A 20,823-nucleotide genomic window follows, 5' to 3' on the forward strand; every position below is an offset into this window, starting at 1 on the left:
ATGCAGCTGGCTGATTCAGTTTTCTTTTATTGTCTTTTAGTAATAACTGCTGTTTAGGTTAGTGTTTGCTTTTTCAGCCGCTTCAATGATGGAGAAGTCAGAAAGAATGACGGGCGCTCCTTTTTTAACACACACATTGTGTTCAAAATGAACTGCAGTTGATTTATCTGCAGACACTACTGTCCATCCGTCATCAAGCATATAGATTCTGTTGGTCCCCATGGTAATCATAGGCTCAATAGCCAGCACCATATTTTCAATCAGTTTTTTTCCTTTGCCCTGCTTACCATAGTTTGGTATCTGCGGGTCTTCATGCATTTCACGGCCTACACCATGTCCTACAAAATCGCGGATTACTCCATAGCCATGATTCCCATTGGTATAAGTTTCGATAGCCTGTCCGATATCACCGGTACGGTTGCCCGTAACAGCTTGTTTAATGCCTACGTAGAGAGATTCTTTGGTGATCCTTACGAGATCCAGAACTTCTTTAGTTGTTTCTCCTATTATAAAGGTGTAGGCATGATCCCCATGAAAGCCATTTTTATAAACAACAGTATCAATTGAAACAACATCACCTTCTTTTAATATGTATTTACCCGGAAATCCGTGAACCACCTGTTCATTAACAGAGATACACAATGAGTACGGATAACCATGGTATCCTTTGCATGAAGGGGTAGCACCGTTATCCCTGATAAAAGTTTCTGCCATTTCATCCAGTGAAAGCGTGGTAATACCAGGCTTCATTATCTTTGCTACTTCGGTAATCGTAGCACTAACGAGAAGGCAGCTTTCACGCTGAATCGCAACTTCCTCATCAGATTTATATACGTCCATGTTTATTATTTTTTACAAAAATAATAATTTTGCAGAGTAATGCTTCGAATTGAGTGTCCCATAATGATAAAACATGAGTTTCAGGAGACTATTATTTTAATTTTTTACAGCTGCAGGTTTAGGCAATTCTTTTCGTGGCATCATTTCGTCACGTTGTGAAGTATAATAAACAAAGGCAGCAACCACAGTGGCTGCCTGCTTAAGATCATCTTCATTTAAACGATCATAGGTATCCTGGTTACTATGATGGGTACGGCTGCCATAATCAAGCCCGTCCTGGATAAACTGGAAGCCGGGGATCCCAATTGCATCAAAGGCCAGATGATCTGTACCACCAGTATTCCTTACCGTAACGGTTGCGGCGCCAAGATCCTTAAAAGGCTCCAGCCATGATTTAAATATCGGGCCAATAGCATCATTGCCCTGTGTATATATTCCGCGTATTTTACCTGCGCCATTATCTAAATTATAGTAGGCAGAAACTTTAGCCTGTTCAGGCTTGAGTACCATTGTTTTAGGATCACCGAAGTGGTTCAAAACATAATTCCTTGAACCATGCAGGCCCTGCTCTTCAGAACTCCACAAAACTACCCTTATGGTACGCCTGGGCTTAAAGCCCACACGTTTTAAAATCCGCATGGCCTCCAGCATTACCGCGCTGCCTGCTGCATTGTCTGTAGCACCTGTAGCTGCATGCCATGAGTCAAGGTGACCGCCAATGATCACCAGCTCATTTTTCCTGTCAGAACCTTCCAGTTCTCCAACCACATTATAACCCTGCAGATCGTTAGAAAAAAACTGTGTTTTTACGTCAGCTTCCATCTTTACGGGCACGCCGGCGTTAACAAGACGTAAGATCCGCTGAAAATCTTCACTGCTGGTTTCCAACTCGGGGGCCGGGGTTTTGGCTGTATCAGCGTATGCCGTACCGCCACTGGTAAATACGGTACCATCTGTGCCGCGGCTTTGGCTCAATACCAAACCTACTCCCTCCTCCGTATAAAATTTATTTAAGGCCGTACGAAAGCTTAATAAGTTGCCTGCGGTTCTTGGTCTGCCACCAGCCGAAGGAGCAGCGGCTGCCAATTCCGTCAGCTCGGCATCAGTATAGCGTGAAGCATCGGCTTTAAATGATCTTTCTTCCAAAGGCTTGGTATCCAACATTACGATTTTACCTTTTAATTTGCCTTTGTACCTGGCGAGATCAACTACAGAATCTGCTTTAATCACAACTACATCAGCACTTATCGGGCCGCTGGTACCGGGTGTCCAGGCTTTTGGTATAGCGATAACTGCATGATAATATGGTGCGGTAATAGCAGCGTAGTATTTTTGCACTTCCCAGCCTTTTCCAAACTTGCCCCAGGGTTCACGTTTGGTATTCACAATGCCCCAGGTTTTTAAGGCATTTACCGCCCAGTCCTGCGCGCGTTTTAAACCGGGCGAGTTGGCAAGCCTTGGCCCGGATACATCGGTAAGATTGAAAGCGGTTTGCATAACTTTGGAGTGCGACATGCCTTCTTCGCGAATACGGGCAAGCATTTGTGCATCAGATCCATTTTGTGCAAATGCGCCACTGATCGTGCCCGCCGCCAGCAGGAGTGTGTATAGTAATTTTTGTTTCATGCTTATAATAAAAGGGTTACAGAATAAATTTCTCTATTTTGGTTAGACGAAAATCAGATTTCAATTGGCGCAGGATGCAAACCTTATTGCATTGTGAATATACACAATTGAAATTTATTTAAGAAGTATGGAGATAGATCTCATTAATCATTTGTCACTATATATTGAACCCGTATCTTTACGAAAATTATAATATAATGTCTGAAATTAAACAATACGCAGTACTGGAGTATATTGTAGACGTACTGCAGAAGTCTATCATTGGCTCCAAAGTTAAACAGATAGCACCTGATGAAGCAGCTATCATTGATGGCAATGCATCAATAGTGATTAAACAACGCTTGGAAAGCAATGGCAATACTGCAGCACTTCTGATAAGGGACGAAAAGGAAGTTCTTTACAGCGAAGAATTGCTGGAGAAAGTGTACAAAATTTATGAGGGAGCAAAAGATAACGCAGCTCTGAAGGCTGCTCTGTTGGGAACCAATATCATCATCAATGGTTTAAGCATAGAGGCAGAACTGATATTTCATGCAATAAGAGATCAGTTTTACGCCCTAAGCGACAGTTACGAATTTCTGAAATTTATTGAAAAGGACGTTCAGAAGATGAGGTTCAATATGAACTTTGGTGATGATCTGATATTCGAACTGATCGTTTTAAACGAAGCCGGTTCGATAGCCATTGAAGCTATGACCGAAAAATCAGTGGCGCCTGCAGTAAAATCTGCGATCACTGCTGACGTTCAGGAAATCCGCGATAAAATAAACAAGCAATTTAAAAAGTAGCTTAGAAAAGGTAATGGAACTAAAGGCCCTGATCTGGATGCAGGTCAGGGCCTTAAAAACAAAAAAGCTCCAGATTTCTCTGAAGCTTTCTGCAGAAGTGGTGTGGGCCGGGATCGAACCGGCGACACAAGGATTTTCAATCCTTTGCTCTACCGACTGAGCTACCGCACCATCTTTTATTTAACATGATTTCGATCATGTTCCCCTCGGTTGGGAGTGCAAATGTAGTTTCTTTTTTTGTATTCCAAAACTTTTTTTAAAATATTTTTAAAAAGGCTGTTTATTTATTTAAAACTGCTCTAAATTTCCAACAATTATGCAAGCATAGTAATTTCTTTCTGCTATTTATTTTAACTTAGCGTGACTGTAAAAGATATCCAGATAATGATTTCACAAATTCTATTTATAGCCCTCACTATAGCGGCAATCGCATTTTTCACTTTTAACGTGAAAAAAGTGATCCGCAATATTAAGCTCGGTCGGTCTGCGAACCGTTCTGATCAGCCGGGCAAAAGACTGATAACCATGATGAAAGTTGCTTTCGGGCAAACGAAAATGGTAGTCCGCCCCATCCCCGCAGCACTGCATTTTGTGGTCTATGTGGGCTTTGTGATCATCAATATTGAAGTGCTTGAGATCATGATCGATGGCATATTTGGGACACACCGCATCTTTGGCGGACTTGGGAGTGTCTATAATTTTCTCATCGGAGGATTTGAATTGCTCGCACTCGGCGTATGGGTATCCTGCGTAATATTCCTGATCAGAAGAAATATTTTAAAATTAAAAAGATTCATGGCCCGCGAGCTTACAGGATGGCCAAAATCTGATGCAAACTATATTCTGTTCACAGAAATTCTGCTGATGACGGCTTTTCTGCTGATGAATGCTGCAGATGCAAGGCTGCAGGCTTTAGGGTCGCACCATTACATCAGCGCAGGATCATTCCCGGTAAGCCATCTGCTGCAAAACATCCTGCCAGCAAATGAGGCAAGCCTGATCACAATTGAAAGAGGATGCTGGTGGTTCCACATCATCGGAATTCTGGCCTTCCTCAACTATCTGCCCTACTCCAAACATTTCCATATCCTGTTCGCCTTTCCGAATACTTATTTTTCCAACCTGGAGCCCAAAGGCGAATTTACCAACATGCAAAGCGTGACCAATGAAGTAAAAGCGATGCTTGATCCTTCATTCACACCACCCGAGGGCGATCCGGGACGTTTTGGCGCAAAAGATGTAAATGACCTGACATGGGTAAACCTGATGAATGCCTATACTTGTACCGAGTGCGGACGCTGTACTTCGGTATGCCCGGCAAACATTACAGGAAAACTGCTGTCACCGCGTAAGATCATGATGGATACGCGTGACCGGATGGAAGAAGTAGGCAAAGCCCTGGATAAGGGAGCCGCTGCTTTTGAAGATGGAAAGTCCCTGATTGATGATTATATCACACGGGAAGAATTATGGGCTTGTACAAGCTGTAATGCCTGTGTAGAAGCCTGCCCGATCAATATTGATCCGCTGGCCATCATTACTGACCTGAGACGCTACGCGGTAATGGAAGAATCTCAGGCGCCGTCAAGCATCAGCACCATGCTGGGCAATATTGAGAATAATGGTGCACCATGGAAGTACTCTCCGGCTGACAGGTTAAACTGGGCCAAAGAAAACTAATTAAGAGCTGCATAATGAGCGAGAAACTAAATATAGAAGTGCCTACCATGGCAGAAATGCTTGCCAGGGGCGAAGAGCCCGAGATCCTGTTCTGGGTAGGCTGTGCCGGTAGTTATGACGAACGTGCACAAAAAACAACGCGCGATATCTGCAAAATCCTGCATCATGTAGGAATTAAATATGCAGTGCTGGGTACCGAGGAAAGCTGCACCGGCGATCCTGCAAAACGTGCCGGAAATGAATTTCTGTTCCAGATGCAGGCCATGACCAATATTGAGGTGCTCAATGCTTACAACATCAAAAAAATCGTAACCGGATGCCCGCATTGCTTTAACACGATAAAAAACGAATACCCTGGATTGGGCGGCACCTATGAAGTGATCCACCACACTCAGCTGATCCAGGACCTGATCAATGAAGGTAAGCTCAAAGCCGAAGGCGGAGAAAGCTTCAAAGGCAAAAAGATCACTTACCATGACCCTTGCTATTTAGGTCGCGGTAATGGTATTTATGAAGCCCCCAGAGCTGCTTTGGAAGTACTTGATGCACAACTTGTAGAAATGAAACGCTGCAAGTCTAACGGCCTTTGCTGTGGTGCCGGCGGAGCACAGATGTTTAAAGAACCTGAAAAAGGCTTTAAGGACATTAACATTGAAAGAATTGAAGAGGCCCTGGAGACAAATCCTAATATCATTGCAGCAGGCTGCCCCTTCTGCATGACCATGCTTAGTGACGGCGTGAAGATGAAAGATAAGAATGACAGCGTACAGGTTTTAGATATTGCAGAAATCACAGCAAGAGCGAATGGATTGTAACCCTTTATATATTACTTCTTTAAATTCAGGCAGTAACGGTAACTGCTACTATGTTGGAAATTCGAAAGAAGCCATCATGGTAGATGCAGGCATTTCATGCAAGGAAACCGAAAAAAGAATGCTCCGCCTGGGCTTGTCAATGAAAAAGGTAAAAGCCATTTTTATCTCCCATGAACATGGTGATCATATCCGTGGATTAACAGTACTGTCCAAAAAATTTGGCATTCCGGTTTACATTACGCCCGGCACTTTAAATAGTTGCCGGCTTAATCTGCCGGATGAGCTTGTACGTCACTTTTCAAGTCATGAAACCGTTCAGATCGGCTCGTTGAAAGTGGCGTGTTTCCCAAAAGTGCACGATGCGGCAGAACCACACAGTTTTATGGTTTCATGCGGTGATATCAAAGTTGGTGTTTTTACTGATCTTGGTGTAGTTTGTGATCAGCTGAGCCTGCATTTCCAGCAATGTGATGCCGCCTTCCTGGAAGCCAATTACGACGAAGAACTTTTACAGAACGGCAAATATCCTTATTACCTGAAAAGACGGATCAGCGGCGGACAGGGACACCTGAGCAATACTCAGGCACTGCAGTTGTTTACTAATTTCCGTCCTTCCAGACTCACACATTTACTGCTTGCACATCTGTCAAAAGATAACAACGATCCCGAACTGGTGGAACACCTCTTTAACCAGCATGCAAACGGCACCATGATCGTAGTGGCTACCCGGCATATGGAAACGCCTGTATTTACTATTGGTGCAGCTTCAGGCTCATCTGCCGGAACTTATCAGACAGGTCAATCAAGTCTTCAGCTTCAAGGTTTTTAAGCGGTATCGCAATGAAGGTAGACATGCTGTCGATATCTCCTCCCCTGCTGTCGTTATAGGTCTGCACGATTACATCGTCCCCTTTGGTTCTTAAAAACAAAGTACCGGAATGTGTGTTGCCCAGATAATCCAGCTCTTTGAACTTCATCAGGTTGCAGGAAAAATATTCAACCTTGCCATTGCTGAAAAACCGCTTATACCGGCAAAATCCTTTATCAGTGATATGCAGTTCATATTTCTTTATATTCTTTGGGCCGGATTCGGCGTTATAATGCTCAGTTAATTTCTGCTGCATATAGCCAGCTTCTTCTTCGGCAGGTCCGGAGGTTGAAAAAGAAAGAAAAACAAAGTACAGCACCAGGGCTGCGCATATTTTCAAGGAGAATGTAAACTTTTTCATCAGGCAGGGTATTTCAGGATATGAAATTAAATAAAATGTTAAATTTGTAGTATGAGTTTTTCTCCACAATCTAAAGTATGGATCTATCAGGGTGACCGTGAGTTCACCGAAACCGAGATGACGGCCATTCGCCAGCAGCTGAATGATTTCACTTCGCAATGGAAAGCTCATGGCCATCAGTTACAGGCAAAAGCAGAAATCCTGTATAATTATTTCATCGTCTTTATTGTTGATGAGGCTACTGCAGGTGCCACAGGCTGTTCTATTGATGCTTCTGTCAGGATCGTTAAAGGTTTTGAACAGGAATATGGTATCGACCTGTTTAACCGTTTCAATATGGCTTACAAAGTTGGGCAGAAAGTTGTAGTAGTAAATAAAGAAGATTTTGAGACTTTGATCACCATTAAAAAGGTAACTCCGGAAACAATAGTTTTCAACAATATGGTTCAAAACCTCGCAGATTTCGAGACTAAATGGGAAGTTCCATTTAGAGAAAGCTGGCATAATAAGGTTTTTGCCGATTTGCTATAGTCATCCTGTTGAGCGGGCTAAAACTTAAGCGGCCCCATTCTGCGGATACTCCGCATAATCAGGTAATGCCTGCGCCTGATAAACCTGGTTGGATGCGCTGGTGTCCATCGGATCGGGTTAGGGAAACAGGCGGCGATCATTGCGGCCTGTGAACGCTTAAGGTCTCTGCAGGACACGCCGTAATAGTTTTGGGCCGCTGCTTCAGCACCATAGATCCCATCGCCCATCTCTATCACGTTAAGGTATACTTCAAGAATACGCTGCTTGCTCCAGAAGATCTCTATCAGGATCGTAAAATAGGCCTCAAACCCTTTGCGGATCCATGATCTGCCGGGCCACAGAAAAACATTCTTCGCTGTCTGCTGCGAAATTGTACTTCCTCCCTTCATCTTAGTTGAATCTGCCTGATTGGCACTGTAGGCAGCTCTGATACCCGCCATATCAAAACCCAGGTGATGTACAAATTTCTGATCCTCTCCGGCAATAGCTGCCCGTTTCATATTATCAGACATTTCTTTAAGGTCCACCCATTGCTTGTCCGTTTTAAAGGATTTACCATCCGATTTACGTTCAATATTCTTAATGACCATTAACAAAGTAAAGGGTGGATTGACAAACCTGTAGGCTACCACCCAGAGGACGCTCACCAGGATAAAGTACAGCAGTACTTTTCCTATCATTAACTTTGGTTTCTGCAGATTGAACTTGCCTGTTTTACTTTTAGCGGTACGCTTTTTTGCCATCGGCCAAAGGTAATAAAAAGCGGACATTTGTCATGCCAGTGCATATATTTAAAGCAATATAAACATTCGGGCCGGCCGTGTGTTACAAATAAAAATGAGTTCATATGGAAACGAATAAAGTAAAGAAAATACACGATTTTGGTCAGAGTATCTGGCTCGACTTTATTGATCGTGATATCATCAAATCCGGCAAACTGAAACAACTAATAGACGAGGATGGCGTGAGAGGTCTTACCTCTAATCCTGCCATTTTCGAAAAAGCAATCAGCAGCAGCTCTGATTATGATGCAGACATCGCTGAGCTATCAAAAGAAAACCTGAGCAATGACGATATTTTTTACCGTCTTGCCGTAAAGGATATCCAACAGGCAGCAGATATTTTACTGCCCGTATACAATGAAGAAGTAAAAGGAGCGGATGGATATGTAAGCCTTGAAGTTTCACCATTGCTGGCGCTTGATACCGAAGGCACGATTAAACAGGCACTACAGCTATGGAAAGAGGTAGACCGTAAAAATGTCATGATCAAGATTCCGGGCACCCAGCCGGGACTTGCAGCAATAAAAAAGACAATATCCGAAGGATTAAACATCAACGTAACCCTGTTGTTTGGCCTCGAACGCTACAGAAAAGTAGCCGAAGCTTACATCGAAGGACTGGAAGAACGTGTGGAGAAAGGACAAAGCATCAATGAAATTTCATCTGTGGCGAGTTTCTTCCTGAGCCGTATCGACGTACTGATTGATCCGATACTGGACGAAAAACACCTTGGTGAGCTAAAAGGCGAAGTTGCTATTGCTTCGGCTAAAAAAGCATATGAAATATACAAAGAGCTGTTCACCGGGGAAAGATGGGAAAAACTGGGCGCTAAAGGTGCCAGGCCGCAACGATTGCTCTGGGCAAGTACCAGCAGTAAAAACCCGGCTTTTAAAGACACTAAATATGTAGAAGCACTGATTGGCCCTGATACCGTTGATACGATCCCTATGGAAACATTAGAGGCTTACCGCGACCATGGAGATCCTGAAAGCAGGCTGGAAATAGATCTTGAAGGAGCGTCATCCGTTCTTGCGCAGCTGCGCCATGCAGAGATCGACCTGGATCAGTTGACCCAGCAGTTGGAGGATGAGGGAATTGAAAAATTCAATGCTCCCTATGAGAAATTATTAAATGCAATAGAACAGCAAAAACAATCTGCGTAATAACTAGATTTGTTTCAGGTTATATCAGATCAGAAAAATGAAGTTTACAGCATCAAGACTCTCAGAAGGAAACATGGTTTTCCCGGCAGAAATCCATTTAGAAGAAAACAGTATCGAGATTAAGGTCCCGGGGCTGTTCAGTGGTGATTCCAAATACCTGAATTACGAAGATATTACTTCTATTGAAGTAGATTCTCCAATGATCGGCTTTGCGACACTGCGCCTGTTCACTACTGGTACCAAAGTAGAAGTTCATGGTTTCTCCAAGAGCGACATCAAAGAGATCAGAAAGATCATTGATGAAAACAGGTCGAAAAGAAGAAGAGTATAATCTTCCCTGTAAAAACTTAAGCATAAAAAAAGCGTCCCTTAAAGGAACGCTTTTTTTATATCGTTTAAGATGAGATTACTCAGCTACAACTTCGAAAGGAACTTTAACTTTCACTTCTTTGTGTAAGTTTAAGTTGGCTACATATTCACCAACAAATTTAGGTTCAGTTTCGAAAGTGATACGGCGACGGTCAACATCAAAACCTTGTTGTTTTAATGCATCAGCAATCATAATAGTGTTTACTGCACCAAAGATTTTACCAGTTTCACCAGCTTTAGCACCAATGCTCAGTTTAACATCAGTTAAACGGGCTGCGATACCTTCAGCATCTTTCTTAATTTTATCTTGTTTAAACGCTGCTTGCTTTAAGTTCTCTGCTAATACTTTTTTAGCAGAAGGAGTAGCTAAAGCACCAAATCCTTGTGGGATTAAGTAGTTACGACCGTAACCTGGCTTTACGTTCACAATATCATCTTTCTCTCCAAGAGATTTGATGTCCTGTTTTAATATAATTTCCATGTCTCAGATCCTATTTTAATTGGTCAGCAACGAAAGGTAACAAACCAATATGGCGAGAGCGTTTTACCGCCTGAGCCACTTTACGTTGAAATTTCAATGAAGTACCGGTTAAACGGCGTGGTAAAATTTTACCCTGGTCATTGATGAATTTTAACAAAAAGTTTGCGTCTTTGTAATCAATATATTTAATACCGTTCTTTTTGAAACGGCAATATTTTTTTCTGTTATCGTCCACTTTTGGAGCGGTAACATATTGTATTTGATCCTTAGCCATTATGCTGCAGCCTCCTCTTTCTTAGGTTTTTTGTTAAAAGCACCACTGCGTTTCTTCTCATTATACGCAACCGCGTGACGGTCTAATCTAATGGTAAGGAAACGTAGAACACGCTCATCGCGTTTTAGTTCTAATTCCAATTTGTTAATTAATTCACCTGAAGATTTGTACTCTGTAAGGTGGAAAAATCCGCTTGCTTTTTTTTCAATCGGATACGCTAATTTTCTCAAACCCCAATTGTCCTCTTGAACAATTTCGGCTCCGCTGTCAGTGATGATCTTGCTGAATTTCGCTAATGCTTCTTTCGCAACTTCTTCTGACAACAACGGGGTTAGAACGATAACAGTTTCGTACTGATTCATTGTTATGATTATTTTATGTTAATTCCCGTATGACTACGGGGATGCAAACTTAGGAATAAATTTCTATAAATCAAACGGTTCAGTTTAAAAATTACTCAGCTTTTTATTCCATACGCTTTTGACCCATAGCATATTGTATACCGCCGAGCAGGTGTTTAAGGAACAAAGGATCCGTGTAAGAAGCGTCTACATGCCCTAAACCTGTATAAAAAGCCCTTCCCCCATCATAGTTATGGTACCAGGCCATAGGGTGATGTGCCCCGTTCGTACCACCGGTATAGGTACTTTCATCCAGTTCGATCAGCACTTTAAGATCAGGGCTGATCTCCTTAAAGTTATACCATTCATCTTTTCTTGACCAGGTTGCCGGCAGGTGCTTTGTTGCAATGCTTTTACGGTTGATCACATGAAGGTCGGCCATTTGCTGTGCAGGATGTTTTAGAAAATATGCTCCTGCCAGTTTGCCGTACCAGGCCCAGTCATACTCTGTATCGGTTGCAGAATGCACGCCTACGTATCCGCCTCCGCCTTTGATATATTGTTCAAAAGCTTTTTGTTCTTCTTCACCCAGTACATTACCGGTGGTATTGAGAAAAACTATTGCAGCGTATTTCTTCAAATTAAGGGGTGTGAACTGGGTGGAATCTGTAGTTGTATCTACACCAAACTTATTTTCTATACCCAGCTTCTGTATTGCAGGTACTCCTACAGTTATAGACTCATGGTGGAAACCCGCGGTTTTTGAAAACACAAGGATCCTGTATTTCTGGGCGTAAATGGTGTTGCTCATCAAAACTGCTGCAAGAATGAGCAGGCAATGCATAATAGATTTAGATTTCATTTTAATGGAATTTGTAAATACAAGCTACCTAATCTAAACTGGAAACAAAAATCTATTATTTACCAAAAAGGTAATTGAGCCCCACCGTATATCTCTGAACGCCAATATTGAATAAGTTATAATTTGTAATTGATGTAACAGGCGTATAGATGGCAGAAAATTCTATCCTTTTATTGAATACTGCACCAACCCTTAGCGGAAACGCCGTGTTAAAAGCTTCCAGGGCAATTTGTTTTTCCGTCACGGTGGTTTCGTTACGGAAGGAATTGTATCGGCTGGACCTGTTATTGCTGTACTTTGAGATGTTCATCGCAAAGCCTGCTCCCAGGAAAATTTTCAGTGGATTAGTATTGTATACGTTATAAATCAATTGAGGAACGATCATGGCAGTGTACTGGTCAAAAGTATGCGTTAAAATTGCCTGTGCCTGTGTACTGGTTGTAGTAGATATATCGTTCTTACTTTGTACCAGTGACAGTTCCACTCTGTAGATTAATTTTCCAATAGCAGGATTTGCAAACAGATCAACCCCGGCTGTCAGTATTGGCGAAACTGAAGATTTATTTTCTGCCCCAGCATTGGCCAGGTCGTTTTCTCCCCTGTACGCTGTCTTAGAAATACTGAGTCCTGTTCCTGCGAAAAACCTTGTCCTGGAGTAAGTTGATTGAATCACCTCCTTTTTATTGATTAGCGCCACGATCTTTGTCAAGTCCGCCTCATCATATTTAACGCGCCTGATTTTTTCACTGTCGGCAATCGTACCTGCTTTATACTTAATGATTAAATCCATGAGCTGCCCCTTATATTTCCCTACAGTAACTATTCTGGTGGGCTCCTCCGGATCGAGAAAACGTTCATAAACAAGTTCCAAGGGTACAGCCATATCCTTATCCGAGATATAGAACCTGTTTTTAACCTTGTCCTTGTACAAATATAAGGTTACATTATCACCTTCCTGAATCACGTTCAGAAATACGGTATCCCTTGTGGAGCTGGAATCTGCCCCGATAGACAGATTGGTAATCGTTCCACTGCTCATACTGATGTCTACCGTAAAACGGCGGAATTTCTCAAGTCCGTCCACCGTATAGGCAGAACTTTGTTTAAGCGTAAAGGTTTCCGCTTTAGAATCCGGCCTGGATTTAAACTGAACAGATGAAGGACTTACCGACCGTTCCCTGTAATTAACATAACCTTTAAGTGTGTCATTGTTATTGGTTACCACATATCCCTTGTGGAAATTAGACTGTGCAGCAGAAATAAAAGGAAGAGCCGATAATAAATAAAAAAGAAAGCGTTTCATTGAGATGATTAATATAGTTGTCCACAAAACTAAAATTAATTTCAGTCAACATTCAATTATTCCGCCGCTGATTAGATTTGTTACGATGTGAATCACTGATTTTATTTTCCCACATATCCGTTTTGCTCCGCAAAAAATTTATAATTTCGCATTGAAATGGAAAATTTTATTGTCTCCGCCCGTAAATACCGTCCGGCAACGTTTGAAACCGTTGTGGGGCAACACCATATTACGGGGACACTAAAAAACGCAATCAAAAATAACCAGCTTGCACAGGCCTTTCTTTTTTGCGGACCAAGGGGTGTAGGTAAAACTACCTGCGCAAGGATCCTTGCCAAAACAATTAATTGCACCAATCTGACTGCTGAAACCGAAGCTTGCGGGATCTGCGAATCCTGTGTTTCATTTCAAACAGGACATTCATTCAATTTTCATGAGCTGGATGCCGCCTCAAATAACTCCGTAGACGATATCCGTAGCCTGATCGAGCAGGTACGTATCCCGCCACAGGCAGGAAAGTATAAGATTTATATTATCGATGAGGTGCACATGCTCTCGGCAAATGCTTTCAATGCTTTTCTGAAAACACTGGAAGAACCGCCATCATACGCGATTTTTATCCTCGCTACAACAGAAAAACACAAAATTCTGCCAACTATACTTTCACGTTGCCAGATTTTCGATTTCAACAGGATCCAGGTAGACGATATCTCTGGCCTGCTCAATAAGATCGCTATTCGTGAAAATATAAGTGTAGAGGCTGATGGTCTGCATATTATTGCCCAAAAGGCAGATGGCGGGCTGCGTGATGCGCTTTCGATGTTTGACCAGATCGTAAGTTATACCAATAAAAACCTGACCTACAAATCAGTAATCGATAACCTCAACATTCTTGATTACGATTATTATTTCAGGTTAACACAATACCTTACAGGTGCTGATGTGAGTCAGGCGCTCGTACTGTTTGATGAAATTCTGAACAACGGCTTCGACGGAAACAATTTTATTAACGGACTGGCAAGTCACCTGCGTAACCTGCTCGTGGCAAAGGATCCCCAAACTGTTAAACTGTTGGAAGTAAGCGAGAATATCAAGCAAAAATACCTGAGCCAAAGTCAGCAGACACAAGTGTCTTTCATTCTGACTGCCTTAAACCTGGCTAATCAGTGTGACCTTACTTATAAGAACAGTAAAAACCAGCGGCTGCAGGTGGAGCTATCGCTGATTAAGATGTGCCATATCCCATCAGTGCTGCAACTGGCACAACTGCCTCACACCGCTTCAACACCGGCAACTGACTCAGATCAGATTAAAAAAAAAACTAATCTAATTGCTGAAGCTCCCGCAATTCCTGAAAGGCCGGATGAACTTCCGCCGCCCTCTGCTGGATATGCAAAGCCGCTGGAAACACCATCGGTGCCTGCTGCCCCACCACTTACAGAGCTGCCTAAAACCATCCCTATTGCTACGCAGGCGCAAAATCCTGATGCAGTTCGTATTCCGGCAATGCCGAATTTAAATTCTATTCATAAAATCGCGCTGAAGCCCAATATTTCGGGAAGTCCCGCTGCCGGAACAATGATTCCTTCTCTTACGTCTGCTACTAACGCCGAAGGTGAGATAGAGAGTGATGAGCCAAAATATGTATTTGGGGAAGACAAAGAGCCATTCACGTTTGAGGAACTGATGGTCTTGTGGGAAGAGTATATAAAGAAGGTAAAAGAAGAAAATAAAATCAACTTTTATACTATCCTTACTACCAATGAGCCGGTACTGACAACACCTACACAGATCACGGTGCTCATTACCAATCTGGCACAGGAAAGCATACTTCAAAATGAACTGGTGGATTTCCTGAATTTCCTGAGAACCAGGCTGAAGAACTTTGACGTAGGGATTGTAACTAAGAAAGTAGAGAACAAGATCGAAAACAGGTTATACACCAGTATTGAACGTTACCACTATCTCGTAGAAAAAAATCCTAAACTCGAAGATCTGCGCAAGCGCTTCAACCTGGATCTGTTACCTTAAAAATATTCCTAAACAGCTTTAGGATCATCATTAACCGGATAACCTTCTTCATCCAGATCGGTACGGTCGTCTTCCGGCGTTCTTGCTAAAAATTCATCCTCAGCATCCAACTCTACAATTTCTCCGTCATCGATATGCATTCCCAGATCATCCAGATCTGATTCCTGCTGTTCTTCTTTATTGGCATATTCGTCGCCTATATACGGATTGGCCTCATCATAATCAGAGTTATCATCACCACCGTTTGCTGCAGTCGTTTCATAAGGCAGCGGGTGATCATAATCTTTATCCTTGCCTTTTACATCCAGTTCATAACTTCCTTTTTCTTTATTGTAAGATAAGTCGTTAAAATCTTTAGTTTCTCCAAGGTCAGAACTGTGAAGTTTATCTCCTGCTTTCAAATTTTCCCCGTTATTATTTTCATTCGTACTCATATGCTTCGTTTTATGTCAATATAACGTTACGTTATCTTTATTTGTTTTTGTAATTTACGCCGCGATGAGGCTATAATCTCAAAATTTATATCTTTGTTTCTTTCATAAGTAAAAATTGAAACCACAATATGTCTATACAAAAAATTAAAGTAGCCCAGCCCGTTGTAGAATTAGACGGTGATGAGATGACCCGCATCATTTGGAAATTCATTAAGGATAAATTGATCCTGCCTTATCTTGATCTTGATATTAAATATTATGATCTTGGGGTAGAATACCGTGATGAAACCAATGACCAGGTAACGATCGATTCAGCTGAAGCCATTAAAAAATATGGTGTGGGTATTAAATGCGCAACAATTACTCCTGATGAGGAGCGTGTTAAAGAATTCGGTCTTAAACAAATGTGGAAATCACCAAACGGTACTATCCGTAATATCCTGGATGGAACTGTTTTCCGTGAACCAATTGTAATGAGCAATGTACCGCGTTTGGTACCAAACTGGACTGCTCCGATCTGTATCGGCCGTCACGCTTTTGGCGATCAGTACCGTGCAACTGATTTCGTAACTAAAGGAAAAGGTAAACTAACGATTTCATTCACTCCTGAAGACGGAAGTGATGTACAATCATTCGATGTATATAACTTCCAGAGTGATGGCGTTGCTTTGGCAATGTACAATACTGACGAAAGTATCCGTGGTTTTGCTCATGCTTGTTTTAACCAGGCGCTGATCAAAAAATGGCCTTTATACTTATCTACAAAAAACACTATCCTTAAAAAATACGATGGCCGTTTCAAAGATATCTTCCAGGAAATCTATGAAAATGATTTCGTAGCGAAATTCAAAGAAGCAGGCATCACTTATGAGCACCGTTTAATCGATGACATGGTTGCTTCTGCATTGAAATGGAACGGTAACTTTGTTTGGGCTTGTAAAAACTATGATGGTGATGTACAGTCAGATACTGTTGCTCAAGGATTTGGTTCATTGGGACTGATGACTTCTGTACTGGTTACACCAGATGGAAAAACTATGGAAGCTGAAGCTGCGCATGGTACAGTTACCCGTCACTACCGTGATCACCAGGCTGGAAAACCAACTTCAACTAACCCGATCGCGTCTATCTTTGCATGGACAAGAGGATTGGAATTCCGTGGTGTATTAGATGGTAACCAGGAGCTGATCGATTTCTGTCACGCATTAGAGCAGGTTTGTATCGAAACTGTAGAAAGCGGAAAAATGACTAAAGATTTAGCTGTTTGTATCCATGGAAATAAAGTAGAGCATGGTACGCACTACTTATATACTGAAGAATTCTTAGCTGCAATTGACGAAAACTTACAGTCGAAATTAGGTTAATACCCTGATTAGCTAAAAGCTTTAAATAACCGGAAAAGCCGTTTCATACCTGGTATGAAGCGGCTTTTTTTTGCCTACTTTTACACAAACTAGATATATTTGATGAAAACGTACTTTTTTATGATTGCCGTTCCAAACCTATTGCCACGATGAGAAAAATCGTAACACTCATTCTTGCAGTTGCTTCAATTTCTGGTTTTAGCCAGGTTAAGCAGGATACCACAAAAAAATTAAATGAAGTAATCATACGCCCCTACTTTTCGTCGCAACCGCTGATCAGATCAACCGGGGCTGTGGGCAGCATCAGTTTGAACAACATCACCCTGCAGTCACCGGGCTCTCTTGTTCCTGCGATGAACACTATTCCCGGGGTACGCATGGAAGAACGCTCACCGGGCAGTTACCGACTGTCCCTCAGAGGAAGCCTGTTGCGTTCACCTTTCGGTATCAGGAACGTCAAAATTTATTTTGATGATTTTCCTTTAACGGACGCTGGGGGGAACACTTATTTAAATGCAATTGATATCGCTGCCGCAGGAAGTATTGATGTGCTGAAGGGTCCGCAGAGCAGCATCTATGGGGCAAACTCTGGCGGAGTAGTTTTAATTCATCCGCAGGTGGCGGGTACAGACAGTACCAGGATAGACCTGAATCTTTCAGGAGGTTCTTTTGGTCTTTTCCGTGAAAATATTGCGCTGGCAAAGCAGTGGAAAAAATATCAGCTCAGTATTGTACAGTCATACCAGCGAAGTGATGGCTACCGCTACAACAGCGCCATGGAGCGTAAGTATATACAGGTAAACCAGAAATGGGAATATGCCAAAAATGCAAGCCTGCAGGCGCTGGCGTTTTATTCCGATTTGTTTTATGAATTGCCGGGCGGTTTAAATGCTGCACAGTTTGCCGCCAATCCAAAAGCCGCCAGACCCGCAGCCGGAGCAATCAAAGGCGCTGTAGAGCAGCATTCTTCTATATACACTAAAACTGTGTTTGGCGGAGTAACCAATAACTGGCAGATCAGCCCGGCCTTTAAACACGTGATCTCGGTATTTGCTACACATACAGATTTCGAAAGCCCCTTTATCACCAACTATGAATTCCGCAAGGAATCTACCATTGGTGTGCGTACTTATGTAGAATATGAAAAAAATACCGATCAGGTAAACTGGAAATTTAATCTTGGTCTGGAAAGTTCATCAACATCTACCGATGACAAGAACTACGACAACAATCTGGGCACACCTGCCAATCCGCAGGCTTTTGACAAATTAAGAGCGGGAGCCAATTTTGGTTTTGCCAACCTGAATATCGATATCTCCAGGAAACTGCTGCTGGAACTGTCGGCCAGCGGAAACCTATATGGATATCATTACAAAAGCAGTTATCCCGTAGTTGTGGCAGAGCAAAAGAAAAGCTTTGATCTGCAGTTTATGCCGAGGGCAGCACTCTCCTACCTGTTTACCCCCGACTTCTCGGCCAGGGCATCAGTAAGCAAAGGTTACTCCCCGCCCACATTGGCAGAGATCCGGTCATCGGATAATGTAATCAACACAGATTTGCAACCAGAAAAAGGATGGAATTATGAAACCGGCCTGCGGTATCAGCTGGCTCAGAACCGGATCTCTATTGATTTAACCGGATTTTATTATCATCTCAACAATGCGATTGTGCGCAGATTGAATGAAAACGGTACTGAATATTTTATCAACGCAGGCGGCACAAAACAACTGGGGATCGAAACATCCCTGTCTGCATGGATCATTGCGCAGAACAGCACCAAATTTATCAGGGGTCTGCTGCTCAGCAATGCCTATACCCTGAGCCATTTCAAGTTTGACGACTATTTTAATGGTACGACCAACCTTTCTGACAAGGACCTCACAGGTGTTCCGCGCAGCGTAGTGGTAACAGGCGTACAGATATTGCTGCCAAAAGGACTCTATGTATTTATGCAGCACAATTATACGGCTAAGCTTCCGCTCACTGATGCCAATACGGTATATGCCGCCAAGTATCATCTTGTTCAGGCAAAAATAGGCTGGAAGGATATTAAAATTGGAAAAACGAACTTTGAAATATACGGCGGTGCAGACAACATCCTGGATCAAAAATACAGTTTGGGCAACGACCTGAATGCCGCAGGGGCAAGGTATTATAATGCAGCTGCCTCAAGAAACTTCTACGGGGGCCTGGCCGCACACTTTTAACCATTTGACAGATCCGTTCCGGATGCAAGAGCACAACCTGATTTAAACCGGAATTCTTTTAGATTTCCGGTTTAAACTTCAAAGCTGGTACTTGTCCACCATCTCCAGTTCATTCACTACAATTTCCGTCAGGTAACGCTGTTCACCGTTTTTATCTGTAAAGGACTGCACGCTCAGCTTACCTTCCACCCGTAAAGCCGATCCTTTCTTCACTACACCTTCTACCAGCTCTACCTTCTGGTTCCAGAAAATCAGCTGAAACCATTGCGTCTGGTCTACAGCCTCGCCCAGGCTGTTTTTGTAAAACTCATGAACACCCAAACTTAGTCTGGCCAGCTTTTTCTCACTGGCAAAATGTACGATTACGGGATCTGCACCCGCATAACCTGTTAACCTTACGCTGTTTTTTACTCTCTCCATAATAGTTCAATTTTAGATATAGAAATCCTAACGCCAAATATGAAAAGCGATGAGGATACTAATCGTGTATTAAACGATTAAAAACGGATAAAACAATTTTAATTAGACAATTAAATAACTTAGAATTAATTTTATCAGGAACTAAGTAAATAACCATGGGGAACTGTCTGGACTGCGGCAAAAAATTATCAGGACGCCTGGATAAAAAATTCTGCGACGATTATTGCAGGGGGCACTACAATAATGAACTGAACAAAAACAAAAATACTGCGCTCAAAGAGATCAACAGCATCCTGAAAAAAAACGCGGCAATCCTGCAGAAACTGGAAGAAAAAGGAGTTACCAAACTCACGCAGCAAATGCTGATCGTTGCGGGCTTCGACTTCAATTTTTTCACGCACCAGTTGTCCGGACAGGCAGGAGAAGTGTACAACTGCTGCTACAACTATGGATACTGCTTTGTCACTGAGAACGAATTAGTGCTGAAGGTAATCGGCGATAGGAATAAATTTTAGTATTTTGCCCTGTCAATTATTTTATACACCTGTCAAAATGAGTTTTCTAACCGCAGAATGGAGAAAATTAGCCATCGCTAATTATGCCATTGACAAAAGTCTCTTAACCCCATACCTGCCAGCCGGAACGGAACTGGATCTATGGGAGGGCACCTGTTATGTAAGTTTGATTGGTTTTCTCTTCAAAAATGTTAAACTATTGGGATTTAGCATCCCCTTCCACGCCAATTTTGAAGAGGTGAACCTCCGCTTTTATGTGAAGTATAAAGATGGCGAAAACTGGAAACGCGGAGTAGTCTTTATCAAAGAGATTGTTCCAAAGTTTGCACTTTCTGTAGTAGCGAATACGATTTATAATGAGAATTATGAAACGATGCCCATGACGCACAGCTGGTCGGAGTCTGAGGATGACAGGGCAGTGGAATACCGCTGGCGCTGTAAGAACCAGTGGCAGTCGTTCCGGCTCAGGGCAAATAAAGGTTTATCAGAAATCCCGTCCGGCAGTGAAGCTGAGTTTATAACTGAACATTACTGGGGATATGCGCGGTACAGCGATTCAAAAACAAATGAGTATGAGGTAAGGCATCCAAAATGGGCACAATATAAGGTGAAGGATTTTAATATTGATGTAGATTTTGGTTTGGTCTATGGTGATACATTTGATTTTCTGAACCAGCAGGAACCGGTATCTGTGATGCTGGCAGAAGGATCTGATATTTCTGTAGAAGGCAAAAAGGTGATCAACGGTTAAGCCCTCATTTGATAAAA

The 20,823-nt window shown here is 42.4% G+C and carries 23 protein-coding genes and 1 tRNA gene; 12 read left to right on the forward strand and 12 right to left on the reverse strand.

Annotation, left to right across the window (positions count from 1 at the left end; all coding sequences use genetic code 11):
* Positions 1 to 36: 36 nt before the first annotated feature.
* On the reverse strand, positions 37 to 840 hold the full coding sequence (map, locus tag FN831_RS10995; protein WP_142528279.1) for a type I methionyl aminopeptidase: 804 nt from the start codon (positions 838 to 840) through the stop codon (positions 37 to 39).
* A gap of 96 nt (positions 841 to 936) precedes the next feature.
* Entirely contained in the window at positions 937 to 2,466 is a 1,530-nt protein-coding gene (locus FN831_RS11000; protein ID WP_142528280.1) for a M28 family metallopeptidase, read from the reverse strand.
* Positions 2,467 to 2,663: 197 nt separating this feature from the next.
* Between FN831_RS11000 and FN831_RS11005 the strand changes: the two genes are divergently transcribed.
* On the forward strand, positions 2,664 to 3,254 hold the full coding sequence (locus FN831_RS11005) for a hypothetical protein (RefSeq protein WP_142528281.1): 591 nt from the start codon (positions 2,664 to 2,666) through the stop codon (positions 3,252 to 3,254).
* A 98-nt stretch (positions 3,255 to 3,352) separates the two neighbouring features.
* Here FN831_RS11005 and FN831_RS11010 read toward each other — a convergent pair.
* Positions 3,353 to 3,425, reverse strand: a tRNA-Phe gene (locus tag FN831_RS11010).
* 213 nt (positions 3,426 to 3,638) lie between these two features.
* Between FN831_RS11010 and FN831_RS11015 the strand changes: the two genes are divergently transcribed.
* The 3 genes from FN831_RS11015 to FN831_RS11025 are packed head-to-tail and all read left to right on the forward strand — an operon-like array spanning position 3,639 to position 6,578.
* Positions 3,639 to 4,934, forward strand: coding sequence for a 4Fe-4S dicluster domain-containing protein (locus FN831_RS11015; protein WP_142528282.1), 1,296 nt, complete (start codon positions 3,639 to 3,641; stop codon positions 4,932 to 4,934).
* Positions 4,935 to 4,948: 14 nt separating this feature from the next.
* Positions 4,949 to 5,749, forward strand: coding sequence for a (Fe-S)-binding protein (locus FN831_RS11020; protein WP_142528283.1), 801 nt, complete (start codon positions 4,949 to 4,951; stop codon positions 5,747 to 5,749).
* Positions 5,739 to 6,578 carry an MBL fold metallo-hydrolase gene (locus FN831_RS11025; RefSeq protein WP_142528284.1) on the forward strand — a complete coding sequence of 280 codons (840 nt, stop codon included), beginning with the start codon at positions 5,739 to 5,741 and terminating at the stop codon, positions 6,576 to 6,578. The genes FN831_RS11020 and FN831_RS11025 overlap by 11 nt, the downstream gene beginning before the upstream one ends.
* On the opposite strand, the gene FN831_RS11030 is transcribed toward FN831_RS11025, so the two are convergent.
* Positions 6,502 to 6,978 (reverse strand): hypothetical protein, encoded by a 477-nt coding sequence (locus tag FN831_RS11030; protein ID WP_142528285.1) that lies wholly within the window; start codon positions 6,976 to 6,978, stop codon positions 6,502 to 6,504. The genes FN831_RS11025 and FN831_RS11030 overlap by 77 nt on opposite strands.
* Positions 6,979 to 7,029: 51 nt before the next feature.
* Between FN831_RS11030 and FN831_RS11035 the strand changes: the two genes are divergently transcribed.
* Positions 7,030 to 7,509, forward strand: coding sequence for an ABC transporter ATPase (locus FN831_RS11035; protein ID WP_142528286.1), 480 nt, complete (start codon positions 7,030 to 7,032; stop codon positions 7,507 to 7,509).
* A gap of 17 nt (positions 7,510 to 7,526) precedes the next feature.
* Here FN831_RS11035 and mtgA read toward each other — a convergent pair whose 3' ends face one another.
* Positions 7,527 to 8,252: a monofunctional biosynthetic peptidoglycan transglycosylase gene (gene mtgA / locus FN831_RS11040; protein ID WP_142528287.1), complete on the reverse strand. Its 726-nt coding sequence runs from the start codon at positions 8,250 to 8,252 to the stop codon at positions 7,527 to 7,529.
* A 104-nt stretch (positions 8,253 to 8,356) separates the two neighbouring features.
* On the opposite strand from mtgA, the gene tal reads away from it, so the two are divergent.
* Both tal and FN831_RS11050 read left to right on the forward strand, forming a co-directional pair.
* On the forward strand, positions 8,357 to 9,454 hold the full coding sequence (gene tal, locus FN831_RS11045; RefSeq protein ID WP_142528288.1) for a transaldolase: 1,098 nt from the start codon (positions 8,357 to 8,359) through the stop codon (positions 9,452 to 9,454).
* 37 nt (positions 9,455 to 9,491) lie between these two features.
* Entirely contained in the window at positions 9,492 to 9,785 is a 294-nt protein-coding gene (locus FN831_RS11050) for a PH domain-containing protein (RefSeq protein ID WP_142528289.1), read from the forward strand.
* Between the two features lie 75 nt (positions 9,786 to 9,860).
* Here the strand turns inward: FN831_RS11050 and rplI are convergent, their stop codons facing one another.
* From rplI to FN831_RS11075, 5 genes are all read right to left on the reverse strand, one after another.
* Positions 9,861 to 10,304, reverse strand: coding sequence for a 50S ribosomal protein L9 (gene rplI, locus FN831_RS11055; protein ID WP_142528290.1), 444 nt, complete (start codon positions 10,302 to 10,304; stop codon positions 9,861 to 9,863).
* A 10-nt stretch (positions 10,305 to 10,314) separates the two neighbouring features.
* On the reverse strand, positions 10,315 to 10,578 hold the full coding sequence (gene rpsR, locus FN831_RS11060) for a 30S ribosomal protein S18 (protein ID WP_008244392.1): 264 nt from the start codon (positions 10,576 to 10,578) through the stop codon (positions 10,315 to 10,317).
* The gene (gene rpsF / locus FN831_RS11065) at positions 10,578 to 10,940 is read right to left on the reverse strand and encodes a 30S ribosomal protein S6 (protein WP_037444035.1); all 363 of its coding nucleotides are present in this window, start codon (positions 10,938 to 10,940) and stop codon (positions 10,578 to 10,580) included. The genes rpsR and rpsF overlap by 1 nt, the downstream gene beginning before the upstream one ends.
* Positions 10,941 to 11,043: 103 nt before the next feature.
* Positions 11,044 to 11,781, reverse strand: a complete 738-nt coding sequence (locus FN831_RS11070; RefSeq protein WP_142528291.1) for a ThuA domain-containing protein — start codon at positions 11,779 to 11,781, stop codon at positions 11,044 to 11,046.
* Positions 11,782 to 11,836: 55 nt separating this feature from the next.
* Positions 11,837 to 13,084 carry a hypothetical protein gene (locus tag FN831_RS11075; protein WP_142528292.1) on the reverse strand — a complete coding sequence of 416 codons (1,248 nt, stop codon included), beginning with the start codon at positions 13,082 to 13,084 and terminating at the stop codon, positions 11,837 to 11,839.
* A gap of 156 nt (positions 13,085 to 13,240) precedes the next feature.
* Between FN831_RS11075 and FN831_RS11080 the strand changes: the two genes are divergently transcribed.
* The gene (locus tag FN831_RS11080) at positions 13,241 to 15,115 is read left to right on the forward strand and encodes a DNA polymerase III subunit gamma/tau (RefSeq protein ID WP_142528293.1); all 1,875 of its coding nucleotides are present in this window, start codon (positions 13,241 to 13,243) and stop codon (positions 15,113 to 15,115) included.
* A gap of 8 nt (positions 15,116 to 15,123) precedes the next feature.
* Here the strand turns inward: FN831_RS11080 and FN831_RS11085 are convergent, their stop codons facing one another.
* A complete protein-coding gene (locus tag FN831_RS11085) occupies positions 15,124 to 15,549 on the reverse strand; it encodes a hypothetical protein (protein WP_142528294.1) in 426 nt (141 codons plus the stop codon).
* 128 nt (positions 15,550 to 15,677) lie between these two features.
* Here FN831_RS11085 and FN831_RS11090 point away from each other — a divergent pair, with 128 nt between their 5' ends.
* Together FN831_RS11090 and FN831_RS11095 are read left to right on the forward strand one after the other, a co-directional pair.
* Positions 15,678 to 16,913, forward strand: coding sequence for an NADP-dependent isocitrate dehydrogenase (locus tag FN831_RS11090; RefSeq protein ID WP_142528295.1), 1,236 nt, complete (start codon positions 15,678 to 15,680; stop codon positions 16,911 to 16,913).
* A 149-nt stretch (positions 16,914 to 17,062) separates the two neighbouring features.
* A complete protein-coding gene (locus FN831_RS11095; RefSeq protein ID WP_142528296.1) occupies positions 17,063 to 19,120 on the forward strand; it encodes a TonB-dependent receptor in 2,058 nt (685 codons plus the stop codon).
* A gap of 78 nt (positions 19,121 to 19,198) precedes the next feature.
* Here FN831_RS11095 and FN831_RS11100 read toward each other — a convergent pair whose 3' ends face one another.
* Entirely contained in the window at positions 19,199 to 19,540 is a 342-nt protein-coding gene (locus tag FN831_RS11100; protein WP_142528297.1) for a single-stranded DNA-binding protein, read from the reverse strand.
* 155 nt (positions 19,541 to 19,695) lie between these two features.
* Between FN831_RS11100 and FN831_RS11105 the strand changes: the two genes are divergently transcribed.
* Both FN831_RS11105 and FN831_RS11110 read left to right on the forward strand, forming a co-directional pair.
* Positions 19,696 to 20,055 carry a hypothetical protein gene (locus tag FN831_RS11105; protein WP_142528298.1) on the forward strand — a complete coding sequence of 120 codons (360 nt, stop codon included), beginning with the start codon at positions 19,696 to 19,698 and terminating at the stop codon, positions 20,053 to 20,055.
* A 37-nt stretch (positions 20,056 to 20,092) separates the two neighbouring features.
* A complete protein-coding gene (locus FN831_RS11110) occupies positions 20,093 to 20,806 on the forward strand; it encodes a YqjF family protein (protein WP_142528299.1) in 714 nt (237 codons plus the stop codon).
* Positions 20,807 to 20,823: the final 17 nt, after the last annotated feature.

This window comes from Pedobacter westerhofensis (genome assembly GCF_900182595.1).
GTDB lineage: Bacteria > Bacteroidota > Bacteroidia > Sphingobacteriales > Sphingobacteriaceae > Pedobacter > Pedobacter westerhofensis.